This is a genomic window from Streptosporangium sandarakinum, assembly GCF_050942225.1.
Lineage (GTDB): Bacteria > Actinomycetota > Actinomycetes > Streptosporangiales > Streptosporangiaceae > Streptosporangium > Streptosporangium nondiastaticum.
This window is the reverse complement of record NZ_CP192034.1, coordinates 2,529,362-2,555,389: the sequence shown is the minus strand read 5'-3', so window position 1 is coordinate 2,555,389 and position 26,028 is coordinate 2,529,362. Positions and strand designations below refer to the sequence as shown.

General features: G+C 73.7%; 24 protein-coding genes. 15 read left to right on the top strand and 9 right to left on the bottom strand.

Annotation, left to right across the window (positions count from 1 at the left end; translation table 11 throughout):
* The first annotated feature begins 341 nt into the window (after window positions 1-341).
* The 8 genes from ACQP10_RS11985 (at window position 342) to ACQP10_RS11950 (ending at window position 9,734) form a co-directional block, all read left to right on the top strand.
* The gene (locus tag ACQP10_RS11985) at window positions 342-1,766 is read left to right on the top strand and encodes an amino acid permease (RefSeq protein WP_433541367.1); all 1,425 of its coding nucleotides are present in this window, start codon (window positions 342-344) and stop codon (window positions 1,764-1,766) included.
* A gap of 95 nt (window positions 1,767-1,861) precedes the next feature.
* On the top strand, window positions 1,862-3,106 hold the full coding sequence (locus ACQP10_RS11980) for an arginine deiminase (protein ID WP_179822775.1): 1,245 nt from the start codon (window positions 1,862-1,864) through the stop codon (window positions 3,104-3,106).
* 64 nt (window positions 3,107-3,170) lie between these two features.
* Window positions 3,171-4,175 carry an ornithine carbamoyltransferase gene (argF, locus tag ACQP10_RS11975; protein WP_346020361.1) on the top strand — a complete coding sequence of 335 codons (1,005 nt, stop codon included), beginning with the start codon at window positions 3,171-3,173 and terminating at the stop codon, window positions 4,173-4,175.
* A gap of 3 nt (window positions 4,176-4,178) precedes the next feature.
* Window positions 4,179-5,114, top strand: coding sequence for a carbamate kinase (gene arcC, locus ACQP10_RS11970; RefSeq protein ID WP_346020362.1), 936 nt, complete (start codon window positions 4,179-4,181; stop codon window positions 5,112-5,114).
* Window positions 5,115-5,267: 153 nt separating this feature from the next.
* Window positions 5,268-6,692, top strand: coding sequence for an amino acid permease (locus ACQP10_RS11965; RefSeq protein WP_346020363.1), 1,425 nt, complete (start codon window positions 5,268-5,270; stop codon window positions 6,690-6,692).
* Window positions 6,689-7,657: a universal stress protein gene (locus ACQP10_RS11960; RefSeq protein WP_433541366.1), complete on the top strand. Its 969-nt coding sequence runs from the start codon at window positions 6,689-6,691 to the stop codon at window positions 7,655-7,657. The genes ACQP10_RS11965 and ACQP10_RS11960 overlap by 4 nt, the downstream gene beginning before the upstream one ends.
* 234 nt (window positions 7,658-7,891) lie before the next feature.
* On the top strand, window positions 7,892-8,386 hold the full coding sequence (bldD, locus tag ACQP10_RS11955; RefSeq protein ID WP_179818469.1) for a transcriptional regulator BldD: 495 nt from the start codon (window positions 7,892-7,894) through the stop codon (window positions 8,384-8,386).
* A 148-nt stretch (window positions 8,387-8,534) separates the two neighbouring features.
* On the top strand, window positions 8,535-9,734 hold the full coding sequence (locus tag ACQP10_RS11950; RefSeq protein WP_433541365.1) for a PP2C family protein-serine/threonine phosphatase: 1,200 nt from the start codon (window positions 8,535-8,537) through the stop codon (window positions 9,732-9,734).
* A gap of 30 nt (window positions 9,735-9,764) precedes the next feature.
* Here ACQP10_RS11950 and ACQP10_RS11945 read toward each other — a convergent pair whose 3' ends face one another.
* Together ACQP10_RS11945 and ACQP10_RS11940 are read right to left on the bottom strand one after the other, a co-directional pair.
* The gene (locus ACQP10_RS11945) at window positions 9,765-10,211 is read right to left on the bottom strand and encodes an SAV_6107 family HEPN domain-containing protein (protein ID WP_189244516.1); all 447 of its coding nucleotides are present in this window, start codon (window positions 10,209-10,211) and stop codon (window positions 9,765-9,767) included.
* Between the two features lie 407 nt (window positions 10,212-10,618).
* Entirely contained in the window at window positions 10,619-11,443 is an 825-nt protein-coding gene (locus ACQP10_RS11940; RefSeq protein ID WP_433541364.1) for a L,D-transpeptidase family protein, read from the bottom strand.
* A gap of 119 nt (window positions 11,444-11,562) precedes the next feature.
* Here ACQP10_RS11940 and ACQP10_RS11935 point away from each other — a divergent pair, with 119 nt between their 5' ends.
* Window positions 11,563-12,057, top strand: a complete 495-nt coding sequence (locus tag ACQP10_RS11935) for a YbaK/EbsC family protein (protein ID WP_179818473.1) — start codon at window positions 11,563-11,565, stop codon at window positions 12,055-12,057.
* Between the two features lie 76 nt (window positions 12,058-12,133).
* Complete coding sequence (locus ACQP10_RS11930) at window positions 12,134-12,706, top strand: GNAT family N-acetyltransferase (RefSeq protein ID WP_433541363.1); 573 nt, start codon at window positions 12,134-12,136, stop codon at window positions 12,704-12,706.
* A 28-nt stretch (window positions 12,707-12,734) separates the two neighbouring features.
* Here ACQP10_RS11930 and metF read toward each other — a convergent pair whose 3' ends face one another.
* Complete coding sequence (metF, locus tag ACQP10_RS11925) at window positions 12,735-13,685, bottom strand: methylenetetrahydrofolate reductase [NAD(P)H] (RefSeq protein WP_346020368.1); 951 nt, start codon at window positions 13,683-13,685, stop codon at window positions 12,735-12,737.
* A 257-nt stretch (window positions 13,686-13,942) separates the two neighbouring features.
* Between metF and ACQP10_RS11920 the strand changes: the two genes are divergently transcribed.
* Window positions 13,943-15,010 carry a polyprenyl synthetase family protein gene (locus tag ACQP10_RS11920; RefSeq protein WP_179818475.1) on the top strand — a complete coding sequence of 356 codons (1,068 nt, stop codon included), beginning with the start codon at window positions 13,943-13,945 and terminating at the stop codon, window positions 15,008-15,010.
* Between the two features lie 155 nt (window positions 15,011-15,165).
* Here ACQP10_RS11920 and thiE read toward each other — a convergent pair whose 3' ends face one another.
* The 3 genes from thiE to ACQP10_RS11905 are packed head-to-tail and all read right to left on the bottom strand — an operon-like array spanning window position 15,166 to window position 17,364.
* Entirely contained in the window at window positions 15,166-15,807 is a 642-nt protein-coding gene (gene thiE, locus ACQP10_RS11915; protein WP_399499598.1) for a thiamine phosphate synthase, read from the bottom strand.
* Complete coding sequence (locus ACQP10_RS11910; protein ID WP_189244522.1) at window positions 15,785-16,159, bottom strand: Rv2175c family DNA-binding protein; 375 nt, start codon at window positions 16,157-16,159, stop codon at window positions 15,785-15,787. Before ACQP10_RS11910 ends, thiE begins: the two co-directional genes overlap by 23 nt.
* 47 nt (window positions 16,160-16,206) lie before the next feature.
* Window positions 16,207-17,364: an NAD(P)/FAD-dependent oxidoreductase gene (locus tag ACQP10_RS11905; RefSeq protein ID WP_389998013.1), complete on the bottom strand. Its 1,158-nt coding sequence runs from the start codon at window positions 17,362-17,364 to the stop codon at window positions 16,207-16,209.
* 347 nt (window positions 17,365-17,711) lie between these two features.
* Here ACQP10_RS11905 and thiO point away from each other — a divergent pair, with 347 nt between their 5' ends.
* The 4 genes from thiO to pknB all read left to right on the top strand — a co-directional run bounded on the left by thiO (window position 17,712) and on the right by pknB (window position 21,982).
* The gene (gene thiO, locus ACQP10_RS11900) at window positions 17,712-18,869 is read left to right on the top strand and encodes a glycine oxidase ThiO (protein ID WP_346020937.1); all 1,158 of its coding nucleotides are present in this window, start codon (window positions 17,712-17,714) and stop codon (window positions 18,867-18,869) included.
* Window positions 18,870-18,871: 2 nt separating this feature from the next.
* Window positions 18,872-19,066, top strand: a complete 195-nt coding sequence (gene thiS / locus ACQP10_RS11895) for a sulfur carrier protein ThiS (protein ID WP_376770490.1) — start codon at window positions 18,872-18,874, stop codon at window positions 19,064-19,066.
* A 5-nt stretch (window positions 19,067-19,071) separates the two neighbouring features.
* Window positions 19,072-19,830 (top strand): thiazole synthase, encoded by a 759-nt coding sequence (locus ACQP10_RS11890; protein ID WP_433541362.1) that lies wholly within the window; start codon window positions 19,072-19,074, stop codon window positions 19,828-19,830.
* A gap of 175 nt (window positions 19,831-20,005) precedes the next feature.
* The gene (gene pknB / locus ACQP10_RS11885) at window positions 20,006-21,982 is read left to right on the top strand and encodes a Stk1 family PASTA domain-containing Ser/Thr kinase (protein ID WP_389998009.1); all 1,977 of its coding nucleotides are present in this window, start codon (window positions 20,006-20,008) and stop codon (window positions 21,980-21,982) included.
* 172 nt (window positions 21,983-22,154) lie between these two features.
* Here the strand turns inward: pknB and alc are convergent, their stop codons facing one another.
* The 3 genes from alc to ACQP10_RS11870 all read right to left on the bottom strand — a co-directional run bounded on the left by alc (window position 22,155) and on the right by ACQP10_RS11870 (window position 25,887).
* Complete coding sequence (alc, locus tag ACQP10_RS11880; protein WP_433541361.1) at window positions 22,155-23,108, bottom strand: allantoicase; 954 nt, start codon at window positions 23,106-23,108, stop codon at window positions 22,155-22,157.
* The gene (allB, locus tag ACQP10_RS11875) at window positions 23,105-24,541 is read right to left on the bottom strand and encodes an allantoinase AllB (protein WP_433541896.1); all 1,437 of its coding nucleotides are present in this window, start codon (window positions 24,539-24,541) and stop codon (window positions 23,105-23,107) included. Before allB ends, alc begins: the two co-directional genes overlap by 4 nt.
* Before the next feature lie 164 nt (window positions 24,542-24,705).
* Window positions 24,706-25,887 carry a glycerate kinase gene (locus ACQP10_RS11870; RefSeq protein WP_346020374.1) on the bottom strand — a complete coding sequence of 394 codons (1,182 nt, stop codon included), beginning with the start codon at window positions 25,885-25,887 and terminating at the stop codon, window positions 24,706-24,708.
* Window positions 25,888-26,028: the final 141 nt, after the last annotated feature.

Sequence of the window (26,028 nt, the reverse complement as noted above, 5' to 3'; positions counted from 1 at the left end):
CCGCCTCACGGGACGGGTCTTAAAGGGAGTTGACGGCTTCACGGTAGCAGGCGCGCCGCGATGCCTCCCAACCAGCCCCTCCACACCCCCAACAGTGCCATACCGGGATATAGATCATTTAAAGCCACATTAATCACTATAGGTATCATCAGGCGATAAATCCCCCAACGGTTCTCGCATTCCCGGGCACGGCCGGGGACCGGCCCGCGGCACACCCCTCCCGCGGCGAATCCTCTTTATGGGGATAAATGGCGTTTCGCCCGTTACATCCCCGGGGACCCCTTCCTTGCCGCCGGCGAACTCCGAGGACAGAGTCGACATGTGCGCGGGGGGCGCGAGAGATGGAGCGATCGTCCGAGGGCCGTCCGCCGGGTGCGGCGGCCGGGCCCGCACCCGGCGACGGTGAGGCGGGGGCCTCCGGCGCCGGGCGCGGCACGCTCGGTCTCCCCGCGGCCGTCTCCCTGGTCGTCGGCAACATCGTGGGCACCGGCGTGTTCCTGCTGCCGGCCGCGCTCGCCGCCTACGGCACCGTCAGCATCCTGGCGATGGCCCTGGTGTCGGTCGGCGCCATCGCCCTGGCGATGGTGTTCGGCAGGCTCGGCGCGCGGGTGCCCGCGGACGGCGGGCCGTACGCCTACGCCAAGGACGCCTTCGGCGAGTTCCCCGGCTTCTGGAACGCCTGGTCGTTCTGGCTCACCGCCTGGATCGGCAACGCCGCGATCGCCGTCGTCTGGGTCAACTACGCCGACTACTTCCTGGGCTGGGACTCCCCCGCCGCGCAGACCCTGCTCGCCCTCGCCGCCCTGTGGATCCCCGCGATGGTCAACCTGAGCGGCGTGCGCAACATCGGCACCTTCGCCGTGGTCACCACGGTCCTGAAGTTCATCCCGCTGGTCTTCGTCGCCGTCGCCGGGCTGTTCTTCGTCCGCGCCGCCAACTTCGGCTCCTTCAACGCCACCGGCGGCGGCTGGCTCGCCGCCCTGTCCACCGCGGGCGCGCTCGCCCTGTTCATCTACTCCGGCGTCGAGAGCGTCACCATCGTGGCCGAGCGGATCAGGAACCCGGCCCGCAACGTCGGCCGGGCCAGCGTCTACGGCGTGCTGATCTGCACCGCGATGTACCTGCTCAGCACCATCGCCATCTTCGGGGTCATCCCGCAGCGGGCGCTCACCCACTCCAGGGCGCCGTTCGCCGACGCGATCAACACCATGTTCGGCGGCGGCGTCGGGGGCGGCGTCATGGCGGCCTGCGCCGTCGTCTCCGGGATCGGCGCGATCAACGGCTGGACCATGCTGGTGGCCGAGATGCCCATGGCCGCGGCCAGGGACGGTCTGTTCCCCCGCGTCTTCGCCCGGGAGTCGCGGCGCGGCTCCCCGTGGTTCGGCGTCGTCGTGGGCACCGCCCTGACCTCCCTGGTCGTGGTCTACAACTACTTCGGCACCACCAGGGGCTTCGAGAAGATCCTGCTGATCGGCACCTTCACCACCGTCGTCCCCTACTTCTTCTCCGCCGCGGCCCAGCTCTTCTGGCTGGTCACCGGGGCACGCCGGGTCAGCGGGGCCCGCCTGGGCCGCGACCTGGCCGTCGCCGTCACGGCGCTGCTGTTCGGCTTCTGGATGCTGTACGGCGCCGGCCAGGAGGCCGCCTTCATCGGCTTCCTGATGATGCTCGTGGGTATCCCCGTCTACATCTGGACGAAGGCGAAACGCGGGGAGTACGGCGCCCGGGAGACGGCGCCCGCCCCGCCGCCCGGGCGGCCCGGATGACGACCGCCGGGGAAAACCCGGAAAACCGGGAAGACCACGGAGAACCGGGCCGAAACGCACCCGGGGAGCATCGAGGAACACGGAGGATGAAAGAGATGACCTTCCACGTCGACTCCGAGGTGGGCAGGCTCCGCCGGGTCCTGCTGGACCGGCCCGAACTGGCCCTGCGCCGCCTCACCCCCTCCAACAAGGAGGACTTCCTCTTCGACGAGGTGCTGTGGGTGGAGCGCGCGATGGAGGAGCACCGGGAGTTCGAGCACATCCTGCGCGAGCGGGGCGTCACCGTGCACCTGCTGGCCGACCTGCTGCGCGAGACCATCGAGATCCCCGAGGCGCGCAAGTACATCCTCGACAACATCATCGACGAGCGCTACTTCGGGCCGATGGCCGTCGACGCGCTGCGCAACGCGCTCGACTCGATGGAGGCGGCCGACCTGCAGCGCTACCTCGTCGGCGGCATCACCAAGCGCGAGCTGGTGGAGCGGGGCACCGATCCCAAGAGCCTGGCGTTCCACACGCGCGACGCCGACGGGTTCGTCCTGCCGCCGCTGCCCAACCACCTGTTCACCCGCGACACCTCCTGCTGGATCTACGGCGGCGTGTCGATCAACGCCATGCGCAGGAAGGCCCGCCAGCGCGAGACCGTCAACTACCAGGCGGTCTACCGCTACCACCCGATGTTCGCCCCCGGCTACGACCGGCCGGGCGAGGACGGCTACGACGTCTGGATGCCCGGCATGTCCGCGGCGCCCGCCACCATCGAGGGCGGCGACGTCCTGGTCATCGGCCGGGGGGCGGTCCTGGTCGGGATGAGCGAGCGCACCAGGCCGGAGGCGGTGGAGATGCTCGCGCGCAGCCTGTTCGCGCGGGGCGGGGCCGAGCGGATCGTCGCGCTGCACCTGCCGAAGGCCAGGGCGTTCATGCACCTGGACACCGTCATGACGAACGTGGACGTCGGGGTGTTCACCAAGTTCGCCGGTCTCGGCATGCTGCCCTCCTACACGGTCGAGCCCGGTGACACCGAGAAGGAGCTCAAGATCACCGACCACGCCCCCGAGGACATGCACCGGGCCATCGCCCGCGCCATCGGGCTGGACGACATCGAGATCCTCACCCCCACGCAGGACGTCTACGCGGCCGAGCGGGAGCAGTGGGACGACGGCTGCAACATGCTGGCCGTCGAGCCGGGCGTGGTCATCGGCTACGAGCGCAACACCACCACCAACGAGCACCTGAGGGCCAACGGCATCGAGGTGATCACGACCCCGGGCGGCGAGCTCGGCCGGGGCCGGGGAGGTCCGCGCTGCATGAGCTGCCCCCTCGAACGCGACGGCATCTGAGGTTCCCGGCGGCCGCCCCGACGCCGCGGCGGGGACGGCGGAGGGACAGGAGAGACGGGACGACATGGCACTCAACCTGCGCAACCGCAGCTTCCTCAAGGAGCTCGACTTCACCCCTGAGGAGCTGGCCTTCCTGGTCCGGCTGTCGGCCGATCTCAAGGCCGCCAAGTACGCCGGCACCGAGACGCCCCGCCTGCGGGGCAGGAACATCGCGTTGATCTTCGAGAAGACCTCCACCCGGACCCGGTGCGCGTTCGAGGTCGCCGCGCACGACCAGGGCGCCCACGCCACCTACCTCGACCCCGCCGGCACGCAGATGGGCCACAAGGAGTCGGTCAGGGACACCGCCCGGGTACTGGGCAGGATGTTCGACGGCATCGAGTACCGCGGCAGCAGGCAGGCCGACGTCGAGGAGCTCGCCGCCTTCTCCGGCGTGCCGGTCTGGAACGGCCTCACCGACGAGTGGCACCCCACGCAGATGATCGCCGACATGCTCACCATGCGCGAGCACGGCGACCGGCCGCTGCGCGAGCTCTCCTTCGCCTACCTCGGCGACGCCCGCAACAACATGGGCCACTCGCTGCTGGTCACCGGCGCGATGTTCGGCATGGACACGCGGATCGTGGCGCCCCGGGCGCTGTGGCCGGACGCCGAGACGGTCGTCCGGCCCGCCGAGGAGATCGCCGGGCGGACCGGCGCCCGGCTCACCGTCACCGAGGACGTGGCGGAGGGCGTGCGGGGCGTGGACTTCCTCTACACCGACGTGTGGGTGTCCATGGGCGAGCCCGAGGAGGTCTGGGACGAGCGCATCGCGCTGCTCATGCCGTACCAGGTGAACGCGGAGACGGTGCGGGCCACGGGGAACCCCCGGGTGCGGTTCATGCACTGCCTGCCGGCCTTCCACAACCGCGAGACCCGCGTCGGCGCGGAGCTGTACGCCAGGACCGGCCACGAGGCCCTGGAGGTCACCGACGAGGTCTTCGAGTCGCCCCGGTCGATCGTCTTCGACCAGGCGGAGAACCGTCTGCACACCATCAAGGCCATCATGGTGGCCACCCTGGGAGGCTGAGCCGTGCGCGTCCTGGTAGCCCTCGGAGGAAACGCCCTGCTGCGGCGGGGACAGCGGCCCGACGCCGACGTCCAGCGGGAGAACGTCCGCCTCGCCGCGGCGTCGCTGGCGAGGCTGGCCGTCGAGCACGAGCTCATCGTCACCCACGGCAACGGTCCCCAGGTGGGCGTGCTGGCCCTGGAGAGCGCCCACGACCCCAACCTGAGCCGGCCGTACCCGCTGGACACGATCGGCGCCGAGACGCAGGGCATGATCGGCTACTGGCTGCTGCAGGCGCTGCAGAACGCCCTGCCGGGGCGCCAGGTCGCCTCGCTGATCAACCAGACGCTCGTCTCGGCGGTGGACCCCGCCTTCGACGACCCCACCAAGTTCGTCGGCCAGGTCTACGAGAAGGAGGAGGCGGAGAAGCTGGCCGCCGAATACGGCTGGATCGTCAAGCGGGACGGCGCCCACTGGCGCAGGGTGGTGCCCTCCCCGGCCCCGCAGCGGGTGGTGGAGACCCGGCTGATCCGCCGCCTGGTCCGCGACGGCGTCCTGACGATCTGCGCCGGCGGCGGCGGCGTCCCGGTCATCCGCAACGAGGTCGGCCAGCTCCAGGGGATCGAGGCGGTGGTGGACAAGGACCTGACGGCCTCGGTGCTCGCCGAGGCGCTGGAGGCGGACGTGTTCATGTCGCTGACCGACGTGCCGCGGGTCGCCAGGCACTTCGGCACCCCGCGGCAGGAGGAGATCGGTCACACCACGCCCCACGAGCTGCGCGCCGAGCACTTCCCGGCCGGCTCGATGGGGCCCAAGGTCGAGGCGGTCGCCCGGTTCGTCGAGACGACCGGCGACATGGCGGCGATCGGCAGGCTGGAGGACGCGGCGCTGATCCTGGAGGGGAAGGCCGGCACGATCGTCACGCCCAACGCCACCTGGCCGCTGGCCAGCACGCTGTGACCGCGCGGGACCGGCCGCGGCGGCGTCCGGGGCCGGCCGTACGGCCCGGCGGCGTTCGGGGCGCCCGGCCGGGGTAGTGCCCTCCGCGAGGGACGAGAGGGACAAGACGGGCGCGGGCCGCGCGCCGTGCGGGACGAGGGGAAGGGGGACCGGATGGTCTCCATGGCGCGCCGGCTGCTGCGCACCAAGCCGGCCGACGAGATCGTCGCCGAGGGCGGCCACGGCGAGGGCGGCGAGCTGCGCCGGACCATGACCATGTGGCAGCTGACCCTCTTCAGCGTCGGCGCCACCCTCGGCACCGGCATCTTCGTCATCCTCGGCCAGGCCGTGCCGAAGGCGGGCCCGGCGGTGGTGATCTCCTTCGTGCTGGCCGCCGTCACCGCGCTGTTCTCCGCGCTGTCCTACGCCGAGCTGGCCGGCACGATCCCGGTCTCCGGTTCGTCCTACTCCTACGCCTACGCGACGATGGGCGAGCTGGTGGCGTGGGTGTGCGGCTGGTGCCTGATGCTGGAGTACGCGGTCTCGGTGGCGGCCGTGGCGGTCGGCTGGGGCGAGTACCTCAACCGCTTCCTCTCGGACCTGGCCGGCACCCGTCTGCCCGACGCCATCACCCACTCCCCCGGCGACCAGGGCGGCGTGCTCAACCTCACCGCGATCCTGATCGTGCTGCTGGCCACCTGGCTGCTGCTGCGCGGCGCCTCCGAGAGCGCCACCGCCAACGCCTTCTTCGTGCTCATCAAGATCGCGGTGCTGGCGTTCTTCTGCGTGGTGGCCTTCAGCGCGTTCAACACGGGCAACCTCACGCCGTTCGCCCCGCTGGGCGTGGCCGGCGTCACCGCCGCCGCCTCGCAGGTGTTCTTCTCCTACATCGGCTTCGACGCCGCCTCCACGGCCGGCGAGGAGGCGCGCGACCCCAGGCGCGACCTGCCGCGGGCGATCATCCTGTCCCTCGTCATCGTCACGACCGTCTACGTCGCCGTGGCGCTGTCGGCCGTCGGAGCCATGCACTGGCGGCTGTTCGACCCGAACTCCACCGAGGCCAGTCTCGCCCTGGTCGCCGACCGGGCCACCGGGGCGACCTGGCCGGGGATCATCATCTCCTTCGGCGCGGTCGTCGCCATCGCCAGCGTCGTCCTCACCGTCCTGTACGGCCAGACCCGCATCCTGTTCGCGATGTCGCGCGACGGCCTGATCCCGAAGGTCTTCCAGAGGGTGGACCCGCGCCGCCAGGTCCCGATCGCCAACACCCTCATCGTGGCCCTGTTCGTCTCGGTGCTGGCCGGGTTCGTCCCGCTCGGCCAGCTCGCCGAGGCGACCAGCATCGGCACCCTGTTCGCCTTCGCGATCGTCAACGCGGGCGTTCTCGTGCTGCGCCGGACCCGCCCGGAGCTGCCGCGCAGTTTCCGCACGCCGTTCTTCCCGGTCACCCCGATCCTCGGCGTGATCTTCTGCTTCGTCGTGATGGCCGGGCTCGCGCCCGTCACCTGGCTCGCGTTCGCGGCCTGGATGGCCGTCGGCCTGCTCGCCTACCTCCTGTACGGCTACCGCCACTCCCGTCTCAACCGGAGCGTCCGATGAAGATCGAGCACATCCTCGCCGGGTTCATCCCCGAGACACGGGGCAGGGACGGGCTGGCGCTGGCCGTGCTGCTGGCCAGGCAGGCCGGGGCACGGCTGACCGTCGCCCACGTCCACCCGCCCGCCTGGCCCACGCCGGGCCCCGGAAAGGTCGACGCCGAGTGGCGGGCCTACATCACCGCGCAGGCCGCCCAGGCGCTGCAGCAGGCGCGGCTGGCCCTGGCCGACGTGCGGGACGTGCCGATCGACTACGTCCTGGAGGCGGACCGCGGCAGCGGGCGCGGGCTGGTCAGGCTCGCCGGGCGGCTCGGCGCCGACGCGGTGGTCATCGGCTCCGCGCCCCGGGGCGCCCGGAGCCGCATCGCGCTGGGCAGCACCGCCGACCAGCTCCTGCACGCCTCCCCGGTGCCCGTCGCCCTGGCCCCGCGCGGGTACGCCGAGGACCACCCGCCCGCGATCCGGCGGCTGGCCGTGGCCTACCGTCGCGGCCCCGCCTCCGACGACGCCGTACGGCCGGCCGTGGAGATCGCCGCGGCGCTGGGGGCTCCGCTGCACCTGATCACCCTGGTCGTGAGCCGGGGGATGCGGGTGAAGGCGGCCGAGCAGACGCTCGACCGGCTGCGTGAGCGGGCCGCCGCCGACCTCCGGGAGGCCGCGCGCGGGTGCGGCGTCGAGGTCACGACGCAGGTGCTGGAGGGCGGGGACGTCGCGGCCGCGCTCGGCGGCGCCGAGTGCGAGGGCGCGCTGCTGGTCTGCGCCTCCAGCACGACCGGACCGCTGCGCCGGGTCTTCCTCGGCGACACGTCGATGAAGATCATACGCGCGTCGGGGTGCCCGGTGATGATGCTGCCCCGCACCCCGCCGCCGAGGCCCGCCGAACCGGCCGGAAGCGCCCGGGGCGCCATGCCGTCCGGCACGGCGACCCATGGGGCCGTATCGCCCATGCGGGACAACTGCGGCCTTTGAGGCGGAACCCACCGGACCGGATTCCGCATCTTTTTTCCAATCAGCTTGACCTTGAGCGCCCACAGCTTTACCGTCACTGTCCGTAACCGCACCTCGCGGCCTTATCGGGTAAACCCTGACGCTCCAGTCACCGAAGGTCCCTGCCCCGCGCACCAACCCAGCGGGTTGGGGCATAAGTTGCGAGGGAGCACAATCAAGTGAAAGCAGTGCATAACAGAGCCGGGGGGCCACACTATGCCGTCTGAGTACGCCAAGTCGCTGGGTGCACGACTCCGTGCCATCCGCACCCAGCAGGGCCTGTCCCTGCACGGAGTCGAAGAGAAGTCCCGTGGGCGCTGGAAGGCGGTCGTGGTCGGCTCCTACGAGCGGGGGGACCGCGCCGTGACGGTCCAGAAGCTTGCCGAGCTGGCTGATTTCTACGGTGTGCCGGTTTCGGAGCTGCTGCCCGGCGGCGCCGCCCCGAGCCCGCTCGGCCCGACGCCGAAGCTTGTCATCGACCTTGAGCGCCTTGCCCAGCTCCCCAAGGAGAAGGCCGGCGCGCTGGCCCGTTACGCCGCCACCATCCAGAGCCAGCGTGGTGACTACAACGGCAAGGTGCTGTCCATCCGCCAGGAGGACCTCCGCTCCCTGGCGGTGATCTACGACAAGTCCCCGGCCGAGCTCACCGAGGAGCTCATCAACTGGGGCGTGCTCGACCCCGAGGCGCGCCGCGCCGTCGAGTCGTTCTGACCCCTTCCGTGGGCGCGCCGCCGGTGGCGCGCCCACGGCCGCGGAGCGCGACACGCCGCCTCTCTGGGAGATCACTCGCATCCCGCCACGGAAGACCTCCGCTGTGGTAGGAAAAGGCAAATACGGCGTTTAGCGAGATGTGGTGAACATGGCACGGAGAGAAGACCGGCATGGTCACTCTCCTCCGTCCCCGAAAAGCCGCCTCGACGTCGTCATGGCGGTGCTCGGCTCGACCAAGACACGTGCCTTCCTGCGCCTGCTGACCTCCGTCGGGGCCAGCAGGACCCAGGACACCCTCCGGCTGCTGCCCTTCGTCGTCATGGCCGTGGTCGCCCTGGCCGACCTCGGCTCGGGCCCGGAGACCGGGCTGCTCCCCCTGCTGGCCCTCGGCCCGGCCTTCGCCAGCGTCGCCTGCGGCCTGGGCAGGACGACGGTGGTCGGGATCGTCGCGCTAGCGCTGTGCGTCGCCCTCGGCCTGCACTACCAGGTCCTGTGGAGCTCCCGCACCAACATCACCATGATGGCCATCCTGGGCGTCACCGTGGCCGGTGTGCTGGCCAGCGCCGGCCGGCTCCGCCACGAGCGGCAGCTCGCCGACGTCCGCTCGGTGGCCGAGGCCGCCCAGCGGGTGCTGCTGCGGCCGGTGCCGCGCCGGGCCGGGCCCGAGATCGGCGTGGCCGTCTCCTACACCTCCGCCACCGCCGAGGCACGGATCGGCGGCGACCTGTACGACGTGGTCACCACCCCGCACGGGGTGCGGATCGTCGTCGGGGACGTGCAGGGCAAGGGCCTGGAGGCCGTGGAGACGGCCGCGGTGGTGCTGGGCGCCTTCCGGGAGGCCGCCCACGACGAGACCGGGCTGCTGGGCGTGGTGACCCGACTGGAGAACGCCCTGAGCAGGGAGCTGTCGGGCGAGCAGTTCGTGACGGCGATCCTCGCCGAGATCACCGGTGACGCCTCCATCACCGTCGTCAACTGCGGTCATCCGCCGCCCATGGTGCTGGGAGCCGACGGCAAGCAGTGGTTCGCCGAACCGCCCGAGGAGGCGCTGCCCCTGGGCATGGGCGTGCTGCGGGTCAGCGAGCCGGCGCCGTACCGCGTCCCCTTCGAGCCCGGGGAGCAGGTGCTCTTCTACACCGACGGGGTCATCGAGGCGCGCAACGGGGCGGGCGACTTCTACCCGCTGGAGGCTCGGGCGCACCTGCTCGGCGGATCGGATCCGCAGCTGGCGCTGGACGCCCTGCGCGCCGACCTGCTGCGGCACGTGGGCCGTCCGCTGGGCGACGACGCAGCGATGCTCCTGCTGCGCCACCGGGCGGACGCCTCGGCCCCCTCGGCGGTCTCCTGAGCGCCGGGCCGGACGCGCGGCGGGAAGGGGTCAGCCGGCCAGCGGGACGCTGCCGGGCAGGGTGGGCTGGACGGGCACGCCGAGCATCTTCTCGACGGTGGTGACGAACCGCTCCGCCTCGGAGATCAGCTCCTCGGCGTCGCGCGCCGACACCACGCGCGTCATGCCGGCCTCGGCCGAGGCGCGCTTGGTGGCGCTCATCTCGAAGTAGGGGGCCCAGTCGGCCAGCCGGGGCTCCGCCTCGGGCAGCAGCTCCCAGGCGCTGCGCAGCCTGCGCCTGCGGCCGTCCATGGGGCGCGGCCGGGCGGCCAGGACCGCGGCGGCGGCACGCAGGGCCGCCAGGTGGGCCGCGACGTAACGGGTGGCGGGGGTCGTCGCGGCGGCGGCCTCCTCCAGGCAGTCGCGCGCATCGGCCAGATGCGCCCGGACCGTGGGCGACAGCCGGGGCCCGCCCGAGTCGCCGGGTCGATGGATCATGCGCTTCAACCTCCTTGGTCGCAAGCGGCTCCCGGCGTTCTCGCCGGTGGTGTCAAGGCTCGCAGACGCCACCGACAAATCCGCCGGGCGGCCGGACGAGGAGCTTCCCCTCTCCCCGTCCGGTTCCGGTGCGCCGGCGCCGCCGTGACGACGGCACCGCCGGACGGCCGCCCCTGGACGCGAGCCGCGAGTCTCACGCCTTTACATCGAACATAAATTCGATCATCTGTGCTGTCAAGCAAAGCAGCGAACAAAGGTTCGATCCCCCGGAAAGGCGAGAACCCCGGGAGAAGGGGATCTCCCGGGGTTCTCCACCCCCGAACAGGGGCTCGGAGGCGGCCGGAGGGCCTGTCCGCGGGGCCGCCGCGCCGGTCCCACGACGGGAACGGCGGACGCGCCCCGCGGGGCTAACGCACGAACCTCCCGCGGACGTGCACCGGCACCCCGGCGCCGAGCAGCTTGGGCAGCACCGACGCGACGTTCATCGGCAGCCGCACGCAGCCGTGCGAGGCCGGGGCCAGCGGCACCGACAGCGCGCCGTGCAGGGCGATGCCGCCGTTGAAGAAGATCGGGTTGTACAGCTTGCCGAGGTAGGAGGTGTGCCAGCCGCTCCGCCGCCAGGTCGTCCGGTAGTCGCCCGTCGGTGTGCGGGCGTCACCGCAGAACCGCTGGGTCCGGCCGTTCCAGGTGGCCGTCTCGCAGTAGGGGATCCCGCTGCCGGAGGAGATGTGGCTGATCAGCCGCACCCTCCCGCCGACGTACAGGACCATCACCTGCTGGGTGAGGTTCACCTCGACCCGGGTCGCCCGGCCGCCCGGCACGAGCACCCTCGGGGCGCGCGGGGCCTCCAGCGCCCGCCACGTCCTGCTCGCCACGGTGCTGGTCGGCGCGATGCCGTTGACCTTCTGGAAGGCCCACAGCGCGGTCAGGGTGCTCCCGCCGTACCGGCCGTCGACGGTGCCCGGCAGGTAGCCGAGCTGCCGCAGCCGCGTCTGGAGCATCTTGACCTCGGCCCCCTTGGCGCCGAGCCGGAGCGTCCGGCCGGGCGCGGTGAACGCGGGCGCCGCCATCGGGGCCGCGGCCGCGCCGGCCGCGGTGACCTGGACCGCGGCGGCCGGGAGGGCTCCCGCCGGGGTCCGGGGAGCCGCCGCGGCGCTCGCGAGGCCGGGCGAGGAGACGAGGAGGGCCGCCGCCGCCAGCGCGGCCGCTCCGAGCCGCCGTCGGACTCTCATTCGCGTCATCTCCCTCTTCACTGCGATTTTCGGATCAAGGGACCATAGTGCATCGGCGTCCCGTCCCCGTCACGGGTAAATGAGACGGCATGCGCTGGTCGAACGTTTAGAGTGGCCGCGTGCCAGAAAAGTTGCATCCGAACGTGGAGAAGGTCGCCGCGGTCCTCCGCGAGCACGGCGCCACCGGTGAGATCGTGGTGTTCGAGGAGGCGACCCCGACCGCGGCGACGGCCGCGGCCCGGCTGGGCTGCGAGGTCGGCGCGATCGCCAACAGCCTGGTCTTCGACGCCGACGGCGAGCCGCTCCTGGTGCTCACCAGCGGCGCGCACCGGGTGGACACCGCCCTGGTGGCCCGGACGGTCGGCGCGGCGAAGGTACGGCGCGCGAGCCCCGACTTCGTCCGCGCGGCCACCGGCCAGGTGATCGGCGGGGTGGCCCCGGTCGGCCACCCGGCCCCCCTGCGGACCCTGGTCGACACCTGGCTCGACCGGTACGAGACGGTGTGGGCGGCGGCGGGCCACCCGCACACGGTCTTCCCCACGTCCTTCGCCGAGCTGCTCCGCCTCACCGGGGGCGTCGCGGCCGAGGTGGAGGAGAAGGCCACCGCCGGGTAGGAGTGCCGTACCATCGGGTGCTCTTTTCCCGGCTCAGTCCGGTTCGGGCGGCATCGTCCCTGCTAGGGTGCGTAAGGTGATCGGACTGCGCAGGGTCGGCCCCGCTGAGTTCACCGCCCGGCTGGACGCGGTCCTCGCCGTCTACACCGCGGCGATGCGCCCGCCCAAGGACCAGGTCCCCGGGCGTAGGACGATCATGGAGAACCACTCCGTCCAGCCCGGGTTCTCCTGCGTGTTCGCCGAGGACGCCGCCGGCACGCCGGTGGGCCTCGCCTACGGCTTCCACGGGGTCCCCGGGCAGTGGTGGCACGACGTGGTCATGCGGGCCCTCGCCGACCGGAACGGCGAGGGGAGCGCGCGGGGCTGGCTGGGGGACGCCTTCGACCTCGCCGAGGTCCACGTCCACCCCGACCACCAGGGCAGGGGCATCGGCCGGGCGATGGTCGTCGCGGTGTGCGGCGGCCGGCCGGAGCGCACCGCCGTGCTGTCGACCCGCGACCGGCCCACCACGGCCAGGCACCTCTACCACAGCATGGGCTTCGTCGACCTGATCACCCGGTTCGTCTTCCCGGGCGGCCACGAGCGCTACGCCATCCTCGGGACGGTGCTCCCCCTCAAGCCGATGGCCGGGCGGCCCGCGGACACGTGAGCCGGGCGGCCCGGGGATCCGGGCCGCCTCAGGCGGTCAGGGAGGCGGCCTGCGGGGCGGCGGGGGCGCCGGGGACGATGTCGAGCGCCCGGAAGACCTCGCGGGTCGCGCTGGAGCGGTTGAAGGTGATGAAGTGGATGCCCGGCGCGCCTTCGGCGAGGAGCGTCCGGCACAGCTCGACGGCGTGCTCGATGCCCAGGCGGCGCACGGCGGCGGGGTCGTCGGCGACGGCCTCGAACCGCGCCGCGACCTCCGGCGGGAACGGCGCTCCCGACAGCTGCTCGGACCGGGCGATCGTGCTCATCTGGGTGACGGGCATGATGCCCGGGATGATCGGCGTGTCGCAGCCGGCGGCCGCCACCCGGTCGCGCAGCCGGAGGTAGTCCTCGGCGCGGAAGAACATCTGGGTGATCGCGTAGTCGGCGCCCGCGCGGCACTTGCGCACGAAGTACTCGGTGTCGGCCTCGACCGTGGCCGACCTGGGGTGCTTGTAGGGGAAGGCGGCCACGCCCACGCAGAAGTCGCCGGCCTGGCGGATCAGCCGGACGAGCTCCTCGGCGTACTGGACGCCCTCGGGGTGGCGCACCCACTCGCCGGTGGGGTCGCCGGGCGGGTCGCCCCGCACCGCGAGGATGTTGCGCACGCCCGCGCCGGCGAACCGGCCGACCAGGTGGCGCAGCTCGCGCAGGGAGTGGTTGACCGCGGTGAAGTGGGCGACCGGGGTCAGCGTGGTCTCGTGGGCGAGCCGCTCCACGATCTCCACCGTGCGGTCGCGGGTGCCGCCGCCCGCGCCGTAGGTCACCGACACGAAGGTGGGACGCAGCGCCTCCAGCTCCCGGATGACACGCCAGAGCTGGCGCTCGCCCTCGGCGTTCTTCGGCGGGAAGAACTCGAAGGAGAAGGAGCGGTCACCGGCGGCGAGAAGCTCGCGGACGGTGGGCACGCGATCGGGGAGGACGGACGGGCGACCCAAAGCCATGCCCCTAGGGTACTTGGCGCACCGCCGCCCGCCGTACTTGTCGGATGCGCTTCGTGGCGCGTCGCCCTGTTTCCGGTGGCGCGGTCGCGCCGCGTCACCGGATTCGCGGTGGCGATGCCGCCCGCGCGGCCCGGTCCCCGGCGCCTCCCCTGCTCGGGCGGCCTTTCGGGTGTTCCTTCCCCCGGTAACGGTGCGTGCGAAACGCCGTAGTGTCCCGCCGATAGGAATCCGTCCGCTTGGACCGATAATGTCTGGGCATGACCACTTCCGCAGCCACGCTCGACATCGTCCGCCTTGAGGTGGATCGCGCCCTCCGGGAGTTCGTCGACCGGCAGCGGCCCCAGGTCAGCGCACCCGAGGCGGCCCCGCTCATCTCCGCCGCCGAGGACTTCCTCTCCACGGGGAAGCGGCTGCGCCCGGCCTTCTGCTACTGGGGCTGGCGCGGCGCGGGCGGTGGGAACGACCCGGCGTTCTTCAACGCGGCCGCGTCCCTGGAGCTCCTCCAGGCGAGCGCGCTGGTCCACGACGACGTGATGGACGCCAGCGACATGCGCCGGGGCATGCCGGCGGCGCACCGCAGGTTCCAGTCACTGCACGAGGACGCCGGCTGGCACGGCTCGGCCGAGCAGTTCGGCCTGGGCGCCGCCATCCTGCTGGGCAACCTGATGCTCATCTGGTCGGGTGAGATGTGGCGGTCCAGCGGGCTGCCGCCGGCCGCCCTGGCCGCGGCCCAGGACGTCCACGACCACATGCGCACCGAGCTGATGTGCGGCCAGTACCTGGACCTGCTGGAGCAGGCCCACGGCGAGGGCACCTTCGACAGCGCGCTGCGGGTCGCCCTGTTCAAGAGCGGGAAGTACTCGGTGGAGCAGCCGCTCAGGCTGGGCCTGGTGCTGGCCACGCGGGGACGCGAGCCGTGGATCGACCGGCTCTGCGAGGAGTACGGCCAGTGCGTGGGCATCGCCTTCCAGCTCCGCGACGACATCCTCGGCGTGTTCGGCGACCCGCTGGAGACCGGCAAGCCGGCCGGCGACGACCTGCGCGAGGGCAAGCGGACCATGCTCATCGCCCGCACCCTCGCCGCGGCCTCCCCCGCCCAGGCCGCCCAGGTGCGCGCCATGCTCGGCGACCCGGCACTGGACGCGTCCGGGGTGGACCGGCTGCGGCAGATCATCCAGGAGACCGGGGCGCTCGCCGCGTGCGAGCACCTGATCCAGGAGTACCTCGACGACGCCCTGCGCTCGCTGGAGCACGCCCCGATCACCTCGGAGGCCCGCACGGCGCTGGCCGAGCTGGCCGTGGCCGCGACGTCCCGCCGCACCTGACGGCCCGCCCCCGCCGTACGGCCCGCAAGGACCGCCGTACGGGCACGCACGCCCCGCCGTACGGGCCCGGGGCGTGGCGCACGCGGATCAGGGCACGGCGCGACCGGTCTCGACCGGTCGCGGCCGGGCCGTACGGCCGGCTCGGCCGCGTGCGGTCAGCCCCCGGCGGTCAGCCGCCGTCTGAACTCCTCGGCGGCGGCCTTGGGGTCGTCGGCCTCGGTGATGGCCCGTACCACCACGACCCGGCGCACGCCGTACGACATGACCTCGTCGAGGTTGGCGAGGTCGATGCCGCCGATGCCGAACCAGGGCCGGTCGGTCGCGAGGGCCGCGGCGTGCCGGAGCAGGCCGGGGCCCGGGGCGGACCGCCCGGGCTTGGTGGGCGTCGGCCAGATCGGGCCGCAGCAGAAGTAGTCGACGCCGGGCTCGACGGCCGCGGCGGACGCCTCCTCGGGGGCGTGGGTGGAACGCCCGATGAGGATGTCGTCGCCGAGGATGTCGCGGGCGACCGGCACGGGCAGGTCGTCCTGGCCGAGGTGGAGCACGTCGGGCCGGGCCGCGTAGGCGATGTCGGCGCGGTCGTTGACCGCCAGCAGCCGGCCGTGCCGGTCGCAGGCGTCGCGGAAGACCTCCAGCAGCGCCAGCTCCTCGCGGGCCTCCAGGCCCTTCTCGCGGAGCTGGACGATGTCGACGCCGCCGCTCAGGGCGGCGTCGAGGAAGTCGGCGAGATCGCCGCGGTCGCGGCGGCCGTCGGTGCAGAGGTACAGGCGGGCGTCAGAAAGCGAGGGCCTGGGCACGTCTCTTGACCTCGGTGTGGCGGCCCGCGGCGATCGCCTCCACCGGCGATCCCGGCAGGCTGTCGTCCGGGGTGAAGAGCCAGCGCAGCGACTCGACGTCGTCGTATCCGGCGTCGAGCAGCACGGTGAGCGTGCCCGGCAGTCCCTTCAGGACGTCGCCGTCGGACAGGAACACGGCCGGGATCTGGGGTTCTCCCCCGCCCCGGCGCACCCCGATGAGCTTGCGGTCCTTGAGGAGCTGCTTGGCGCGGCCGGCACTGAGGCCGAGCCTCCGGGCCACCTCGGTCAGGGTGAGCCACTCGCCCACCAGCTGGTCGGTCTCCCGGTCGATCTGCGCAACAGAAAGCGTCACGAATCCACCACTACCACATCGAGCCTTTCGCCAAACACCGGCGCGGGTCACGCCGCGCAGTCGCGCAACGCTACCGCAGGGTCGGCCAGACGCTCGACATCGAGGGGACGGCCGCCCTCGATGAGGCGCCTGCCCTGGACCAGATCGCGGGGCCGGTCGACGGACAGCACCGCGACGAGCCGGTCGCGGTCGTCCACCCAGCAGGCCCCCCACTTCGGATCGGTCCCGGGGTCGCCGCGCATGACCATGCGGCCGCCGTCGTGCCGGCCGGCGTACTGGACCATGTGGCCGAACTGCTCCGACCAGAAGTAGGGCACCGGGTCGTAGACCGCCTCCTCCCCCATCAGGGAGGCCACGGCCACCTCGGGGGCGTTCAGCGCGTTGTCCCAGTGCTCGACCCGCAGGCGGCGGCCGTAGCGGCGCGACCACCAGGCGGCGCAGTCGCCCACGGCGACGACGCCGGGCAGCGAGGTGCGCAGGTGCTCGTCGGTGACGACGCCGTCGTCGAGCCCGATGCCGGAGCCGGCCAGCCACTCGACCGCGGGGCGGACGCCGACACCGGTGACGACCACGTCGGCCTCGACCGCCGAGCCGCCGGCCAGGGTCAGCCCGCCGTGGTCGACGGAGGCGACCGCGGAGCCGAGCCGCAGGTCCACGCCCGCCTGTTCGTACCAGGGGACGGTCCAGGCGCCGACCGGGCCGAGGGCGGCGGCCAGCGGGACGTCGGCGGCCTCGACCACGGTGACCTCGCAGCCGGCCCGGCGCGCGGCGGTGGTCACCTCGGCGCCGATCCAGCCCGCGCCGACGACGGCGACCTTGACCCCCGGCGCGAACAGGGCGCGCAGCCCGAGGGCGTCGTCGATCGTGCGCAGGACGTGCTGCGGGCCGTCGCCGAGCAGCCGGACCGGGCGGGCGCCGGTGGCGATGACCAGCCCGTCATAGGGCAGTTCGCCCTCGGTGGTCTCCACCACGCCGGGCCGCAGCCCCTTGGCGGCCGCTCCCGGGCGGAAGGAGACCTCCAGGGCGCCGAGATCGGAGTCGACGACCGTGGAGTCGGTGCCGCCGAGCAGGACGGCCTTCGACAAGGGAGGGCGGTCGTACGGCCGGTGCCGCTCCTCCCCGATCAGGGTGATCGTGCCGGCGAACCCTCGGGCCCGTAACGCCTCGACGCTGCGCACGCCGGCCAGGCCGGCGCCAACCACCACGACATGATTCACACCTCATCAGCCTAGGCGTCCGGAGGACCCCCGGCTATCTGCTACGTGCGCTGAAACCGACATTCAACCCACACGGGGCGCCATGCCCGCGTCGGAGAGACCGGAGGCACCCCTTATGGTGGGGATGTCAAGACGCGCGGGAGCCCGGCACGCACCGGGCTGAGAGGAGGGCCGCGAGACCGCCGAGGAGCGCGGAGCCACGCACCGCGACCGGAGCGCCCCGGGTGGGCGCCGCCGGGCGACGCGGGCGGGCCGCGACCGGGCGCGACCGCGAGCGGGCCCTCGACCGCCAGGAACCTGATCCGGGTCATGCCGGCGAAGGGAGCGGGATGGGAATGCCGCAGCGGTTCGACCTCCTGGTCGTCGGCGGAGGGGTGATCGGCCTCTCGGTGGCCTGGCGCGCCGCCAGAGGGGGCCTGCGGGCCGCGGTGATGGACCCGGCCCCCGCCTCAGGCGCCTCGCACGCGGCGGCGGGCATGCTGGCGCCGGTGAGCGAGGTCACCTACACCGAGGAGCCCCTGCTGCGGCTGGGCCTGGCCTCACTGGACAGGTGGCCGTCGTTCGCCGCGGAGCTCGCCGCCGACGCCGGCCGCGAGGCGGGCGACCTCGACTACCGCGACGGCGGCACCCTCGACGTCGCCTTCGGCGCCGACGACATGGCGGCACTGGAGGAGATCGCCGCGTTCGCCACCGGGCTGGGACTGCCCGCCCGGCGGCTGACCGGCCGCGAGTGCCGCCGCCTGGAGCCGATGCTGGCCCCGTCCGTCCGCGGCGGCATGCTCGCCGAGAGGGACGCCTGGGTGGACCCCAGGAAGGTCACCGCGGCCCTGCTGACGGCCCTGGAGCGCCGGGGCGTCACCCTGCTGCGGACGCGCGCCGCCGCCCTGGAGACGTCCGCCGGGCGGGTCACCGGGGTACGGCCGGCCACCGGCGGGACCGTCGGGGCCGACCGGGTGGTCCTGGCGACCGGGGCGTGGTCCGGGGAGCCCGGCGGCGCGGGCGCGCCCGCCGCGATCGAGGGGCTGCCGCCCGGGATCCTGCCGCCGGTGCGTCCGGTCAAGGGCCAGATCATGCGGCTGCGCTCCCCCGAGCCGATCCTGGGGCGCTGCGTGCGCGGCACGGTCCACGGCTCGCACGTCTACCTCGTCCCGCGCGCGGACGGCGAGCTGGTCGTCGGGGCCACCCAGGAGGAGATGGGCTTCGACACCAGGGTGACGGCCGGCGGGCTGTGGGAGCTGCTGCGCGACGCCCGGGAACTGCTCCCCGGGGTGACGGAGCTGGAGCTCTCCGACGCGGTCGCGGGCCTGCGCCCCGGCACGCCGGACAACCTCCCGGTGATCGGCCCGGCCGGCCCGCCGGGCCTGTGGCTGGCCACCGGCCACCACCGCAACGGGGTGCTGCTCGCACCGCTGACCGCCGACCTGTGCGCGGGCGACGGCGACCCAGGCCTTCTGAAGATCTGCTCACCCCTCCGCTTCCAGGAGCATCGTTGAACGTGACCATCAACGGCGTCGCACACGAGCTGCCCTCCGGGGCCACCGTCGCCGAGGCCGTGAAGACCCTGACCGAGACCCGGAACGGGGTGGCCGTCGCCGTGAACGGCGAGGTCGTCTCGCGGGGCGCGTGGGACTCCACCGCGCTCGCCGACGCGGACGCGGTCGAGGTGCTCACCGCGGTGCAGGGAGGCTGAGGGACGTGGACGACGACCTGATCATCGGCGGCGAGAAGTTCGCCTCCCGGCTCATCATGGGCACCGGCGGCGCGCCCTCGCTGGAGGTCCTGGACGCCGCGCTGGCCGCCTCGGGCACCGAGCTGACCACGGTGGCGATGCGGCGGCTGGACCCGTCGGCCCGCGGCTCCGTCCTCGACGTGCTGCGCCGGCGCGGCATCCGGGTCCTGCCCAACACCGCCGGCTGCTTCACCGCCCAGGAGGCGGTGCTGACCGCCCGGCTGGCCAGGGAGGCCCTGGAGACGGGCTGGATCAAGCTGGAGGTCATCTCCGACGAGCGCACCCTGCTGCCCGACCCGATCGAGACCTTCGACGCGGCCGAGCGGCTGGTGGCCGACGGGTTCACGGTGCTGCCGTACATCGGGGACGACCCGGCCCTGGCGCGCCGTCTGGAGCAGGCGGGCTGCGCGGCGGTGATGCCGCTCGGCGCGCCGATCGGCTCCGGCCTGGGCATCCGCAACCCGCACAACATCGAGCTGATCGTGGAGGCGGCCGGGGTGCCGGTGATCCTGGACGCCGGGATCGGCACCGCCAGCGACGCGGCCCTGGCGATGGAGCTGGGCTGCGACGCGGTGCTGCTGGCGACGGCGGTGACCCGGGCCCAGCGGCCCGACCTGATGGCGCAGGCCATGCGGTCGGCGGTCGCCGCGGGGCGGGCCGCCCGCCTGGCGGGCCGGATCCCCCGGCGCCGCTACGCGGAGGCGTCCTCGCCCATGACCCCCTGAGCGGGCCCCCGGCCGGGGGGCAACCGGCCGGGGGCGGATCATCGGCGACGGGCGCGGTGACCTGCCCCGCGGATCTCGGAATGCCCTCGGAATCCGCAGAAAACAGTCAACTTCTCGGCATCGGTTTGGAACACCGGCACCCTGCGGACGCCAAAACGCCCGTAAACTCAGCCGGGTGGACACGACGGTTACTGACCCCCTGGTCGGGAGACTCCTCGACGGGCGTTACCGCGTCGAGTCCCGGATCGCCCGAGGCGGGATGGCGACCGTCTACCTGGCCATGGACATCCGGCTCGACCGCACGGTCGCCGTGAAGGTGATGCACCGATCCCTCGCCGAGGACCCCTCCTTCGTCCGGCGGTTCATCGGCGAGGCGAAGTCGGTGGCGAGCCTGTCGCACCCCAACGTGGTGCACGTCTTCGACCAGGGCACCGACGGCGGCAACGTCTACCTGTCGATGGAGTACGTCCCGGGACGCACCCTGCGCGACGTGCTCCGCTCCCGCGGCAGGCTGCCCGCCCGCGAGGCCCTGGAGGTCATCATCCCGGTGCTCGCCGCGCTGGGCGCCGCGCACCAGACGGGGATGATCCACCGCGACGTCAAGCCGGAGAACGTCCTCCTCAGCGACGACGGCCGGATCAAGGTGGTGGACTTCGGTCTGGCCCGCGCGATCGAGGCGACCAACCAGACGCGGACCGGCGTCATGATCGGGACCATCGCCTACATGTCGCCCGAGCAGGTGACGGCGGCGGCCGCCGACGCCCGCAGCGACGTCTACGCGGCCGGGATCATGCTGTTCGAGCTCCTCACCGGCAGCCAGCCGTACGAGGGCGACACCCCGATGTCGGTGGCCTACCGGCACGTTCACGACACCGTGCCGCTGCCGTCCAGCCTGCTGCCCGACATCCCCCCGCAGCTCGACGCGCTGGTGGCCCGGGCCACGGCCCGCGACCCCGAGGGCCGTCCGGCGGACGCCACCGCGATGCTGGTCGCCGCGGTGGAGGCGCACCGGGCGCTGCCCATGGACAGCGGCCCCGCGCCGCAGGTCCCGGCCACCCCGGTACGGCCCGCGGAGCACCCGGGGCCGGCGGGCGCCACCATGGTGCAGCCGGCCGTCAACCACACCCTGGTCCAGCCGCGCGGCGAGCTGCTCACCACCCCCGCCGCAGGCCACCCCGGCACCCCGGCCGGGCCGGAGCCGAGGGCGGCCGCGCGGCGCGGCGGGTCCCGGCGGCCCACGTGGTTCCTGATCACGCTGGCCCTGGTCATGGTGGCCGGGATCGGCCTGACCGGCTGGTGGTTCTCCCAGACCCGCACGATCAAGGTGCCCGACTCGCTGGTGGGCATGAACGTCAAGCTGGCCCAGAGCGAGGCCGAACGGCTCGGCTTCACCGTCGTGGTCGGCCAGGCCCAGTACGACGAGAAGGTCCCCAAGGACAACGTCCTGTCGACCGACCCGGCCGGCGGCACCGAGGTCGAGCCGAAGTCGCGGCTCACCCTCATCGCCTCGGCGGGCCCCAAGCGGGTCCCGGTGCCCAACGTCGTCGGCATGGACCAGAACGCGGCCCGGTCGAAGCTCGCCGAGGTCAAGCTGGTCACCGGGAACATCCGGCGGCAGGGCAACGACACCGTGCCGCGCAACCAGGTCATCCGGACCATCCCGGCGGTGGGCAACCCCGTCAAGGAGGGCAGCAAGGTCTCCCTGGTGGTCAGCGCGGGCCTGCTCCTGCCGGACGTCAAGGGCATGCCCCGTGACCAGGCCGACGCCACGCTGCGCACCGCGGGCTTCCTGCCGGAGTTCGTCGAGCAGACCGACGCCGCCACCCCCTGCACGGTCATCGCGCAGGACCCCCAGCCCGGGGCCGAGGTGGACAAGGGCGCCGTCGTGCGGATGACCCTCTCCCAGTGCAACAACCCCGGCTGGCACTGGCCGTGGGAGAACGACGGCCAGCCCGGCGAGGGCGACGACAAGCAGGTGATCGTCATCCCCAACGTGATGTTCAAAGAGGTCAAGGCGGCCCGCGACGAGCTGCGCGCCGCGGGGGTGACGGTGAAGATGCGCAAGGGGCTGGGCCGGGGGATGGTGGTGGCGCAGCTCCCGGGGGCCGGCCAGCAGGTCCCGCCTGGCACCGAGGTGACGCTCTGGTTCTGACCGGCGCGCGCTCCGGCCGGTCGTGTGCTTCGACCGGTCGCGCGCTCGGCGGGTCGCGGACCTGACCGGCCGTACGGCTCGCGGGTCTGACCGGCCGTACGGCTCACGGCCGGTCGCGCGTTCCGGACGGCACGGCTCGCGGCCGGTCGCGCGTCACGGCCGGCCGTACGGCTCAGGGCCGGTGGAGCAGGCCGTGCAGGCGGACCCGGGCGAGGCCGCCGTCGGGGAAGACGTCCACCCTGACGTGGGTGGTCACCGGCGCGTCCGCGAGGCGGAAGCGGTGGCGCGTGTCGGGCAGCAGCGGGGTCCTGGGCAGCAGCTCCGTCCAGGTGCGGCCGTCGGCCGTCCCCCGGAGCGACACGGCGGCCGGGGCGTTGAACAGCAGGTTCGTCGTGTCGATCTCGGCGAGCCTGATGACGCCGGGTCCGGCCAGGCGGATCACCAGCCAGTCGTTGCCGCCGTCGCGTCGGCGGGCCGTCTCCCAGCCCTCGGCCTGGTGCCGGGCGAGGCCGGGGGCTATGACGTTGCCGGGCGGGGAGTAGAACCCGTCGGAGCAGCCGGTGACCAGCCCGCCGTTCTCCAGCGCGGCCAGGTCCAGGCCCAGGCCGTCGTAGACCGTCAGGTCCGGCCTGGCCTCGCCGTGCACGCGCAGCCGGGCCACGCCGCCGTCGGGGAAGATGTTCAGCCGCACGTGGGTGCGGCGCCGTTCCCCGGTCACCGCGAAGCGGTGCTCGGCGTCCCCGGCGAGTGCGGCGCGCGGGACGATCTCCTCCCATTCGGCGCCGGCCAGCTCCACCGCGGTGGGATGACCGGTGACCTCGGCCGCCTCGACGGAGGCGTGCGCCGGGTGGTTGGCCCTGAACCAGGCGGTGTCGATCACGACGCCGCGGACCACGCCGGGCACGCCGAGGCGGACCACGGCCCAGTCGTGGCCGGGCTCGCGCCGCCGCCGGGTCTCCCAGCCGTCGTAGACCTGGCCCTTGGCGCCGAAGGTGTGCGCCTGGAAGCCGGGCGGGCCGGGCCGGATGAGGTTCTCCCGCTCGGCGAAGGACTCGTCGCTGGCCGCGACGACCGAGCCTCCGTGGGTGCGCAGCGCCAGGTCGGGCAGGGTGGTGAAGTCGTTCACGCCGGGGTCCTTCCGGTGCCGGGGCGGGAGGGCGTGCGGGGACGCGCCGCGGACGGCTCCGACCGGCTCGGCTCGGGCTCGCCGGGTTCCGGGGCGCCGGAGCCGGGCTCGGCCCGTTCCGGGGTGCCGGGACCGGGCTCGGCCTGTTCCGGGGCGGGCCGCCGCAGCAGGACCCCGCCGGGCTCGCCGTCGGGCCCGCCGCCCGTGAGGCGGCCGCGCAGCCAGGTGGCGCGGACCGTGCCACGCAGCGTCCTGCCGTGGTACGGCGTGACCGGGTTGCGGTGGTGCAGGGCGGCGGCGTCCACGGTGTGCTCGGCGTCCGGGTCGAAGGCCACCAGGTCGGCGTCGCGGCCCGTCTCGATCGCGCCCTTGCGGGTCAGGCCGGCCAGCGCCGCGGGGCCGGCGGCCATCCACCGGACGACGTGCTCCAGGCCGTATCCGCGCCGCGCCGCCTCGGTCCAGACGACGGACAGACTGAGCTGGAGGGAGGAGACGCCGCCCCAGGCGCGGGCGAAGTCGGGCACCTTCAGATCCGGCGTGGACGGCGAGTGGTCGGAGACGACGCAGCTCAGCACCCCCTCGGCCAGCCCGCGCCAGAGCGCGTCGCGGTTGGCCGCCGAGCGGATCGGCGGGCAGCACTTGAACGCGGTGCCGCCGGGCGGCACCTCCTCGGCGGTCAGCGCCAGGTAGTGCGGGCAGGTCTCGGCGGTGACCCGCACGCCCCGCGCCCGCGCCGCGGCCAGCGGCTCCAGGCACAGCGCCGAGGACACGTGCAGGATGTGGACCCGCGCGCCGGTCTCCCCGGCCAGCGCCACGACCCGCTCGACCGCCCGCCGTTCGGCCTCGCCGGGCCGGGAGCCGAGGAAGTCGGCGTAGCCGGGCCCGGCGGGGTCGGCGAGCAGCGCCGGGTCCTCGGCGTGGACGACCAGCAGGCCGTCGAAGGAGGCGATCTCCGCCATGGCCCGCCGCAGCCCCGCGTCGTCGAGCGGCGGGAACTCCTCCACGCCCGACGGCGACAGGAAGCACTTGAAGCCGAACACGCCGGCCTCGTGCAGCGGCCGCAGGGCGGCGGCGTTCCCGGGGACCGCGCCGCCCCAGAAGCCGACGTCCACCGCGCACCGGCCCCCGGCGGCCCGCCTCTTGACGTCGAGCGCGGCCACGTCCACGGTCGGCGGCAGCGAGTTGAGCGGCATGTCCACGATCGTGGTGACGCCGCCGGCCGCGGCGGCCCGGGTGGCCGACGCGAAGCCCTCCCAGTGGGTCCGGCCGGGCTCGTTGACGTGCACGTGGGTGTCCACCAGGCCCGGCAGCAGCGCGACGTCGCCGAGGTCGACCCGTTCGGCGGCGTCCGGGGGCGCGTCGTGGGGGTGCAGGCCGGTGATCCTGCCGTCCCGTACGGCCACCGCCGCCGGGGCCTGGCCGCCGGGCAGCATCACCCGGCGGGACCGGACCACCAGGTCCGGCCTCCGTTCGTCCGCTCCCCGGCTCGTCACGGGCCGTCCTCCGCTTCCGTCAACGGCGCTCCCCGGCTGTTCGCAGGGGCTTCCCGGCTCTCGTCACAGGCGTCCCTCCGGAACTCGCGGGCTCCCGGCCATGGTCACAGGTGTTCCGCGGTGATCCGGCGCGCGAGGCGCTCCAGCAGCGGGCCCGCCTGCGCCATGCACACCTCCGGGTCGGGTTCGAGGTCGGTGAGGGCGTAGGCGGCCGATATGCCGGCCGCGGCCAGCTCCTCGTCGTCCAGCGTCCGCCGCCCGCACACCGCGACGACCGGGACCCCCGCCTTGGCCGCCGCCACCGCGACGCCCGCGGGGGCCTTGCCGCGCAGGGTCTGCTCGTCCAGCGCCCCCTCCCCGGTGATCACCAGGCGGGCGCCGGGGAGCCGGTCGTGGAAGCGCAGCAGGTCGAGCAGGTACTCGATGCCGGGCCGCAGGTCCGCCCCGAGGAAGGCCAGCGCGGCGAAGCCCACTCCCCCGGCGGCGCCCGCGCCGGGCCGGGCGGCCACGCCCATGGCGCGCACGACGCCGTCGTGCTCGGCGGCACCGGCCAGGCCGTGGGTGTGCGCGGCGACCGCGGCGAGCCGTACCAGGCCCTTCTCCAGCAGCGCGACGTCCTCGGGGCCGGCGCCCTTCTGCGGGCCGTACACGGCGGCGGCGCCGTGCGGGCCGAGCAGCGGGTTGTCCACGTCGCCGGCGACGATGTACTCCACGCCGCCGGACGGGCCGAGTCCGGACGCCTCGAACCCGGAGGCGTCGATCCTGTCGAGATCGGCCAGGGCCGCACCGCCCGGAGGCAGCTCCCGCCCGTCCGCGTCCAGGAACCGGACGCCGAGCGCCGTCATCATGCCGGTGCCGCCGTCGGTGCAGGCGCTGCCGCCCAGGCCGAGCACGATCCGCCGCGCGCCGCGCCGTACGGCGTGGGCGATCAGCTCGCCGGTTCCCAGGCTGGTCGCGGTGAGCGCCCGCGGCCCGTCCGGCAGGCGGCGCAGCCCGGACGCCTCGGCCAGCTCGACCACGGCCGTCGGCGTCCCGCCGGCCTCGCGCCAGGCGTAGGCGGCGTGGACCGGCTCCCCGGTGGGCCCGGTGACCTCGGCCTCGACGCGGTCGAACCCGGCGGCGACGGCCGCGTCCACGGTGCCGTCACCGCCGTCGGCCACCGGCACCGCGACCGTGGCGACGTCCGGGCCGAGCCCGGCGGCCACCCGCGCCGCGACCTCGGCCGCGGTCAGTGACCCCTTGAACTTGTCCGGGGCGATGACGACGTGTCCCGACGACTCAGACAACCCTGCTCCCTGGTGTACGGCGGGCCGGCGCGGCCCGCCCGGCGCACCCGGGCGGCACCGGACCCGGCCCGGTGAGGTGGTCCACCATCATCACATCCCTTCGGAAAGGGGTTTCCAGGGTGTCCCGGCTTTCCGGGCGTC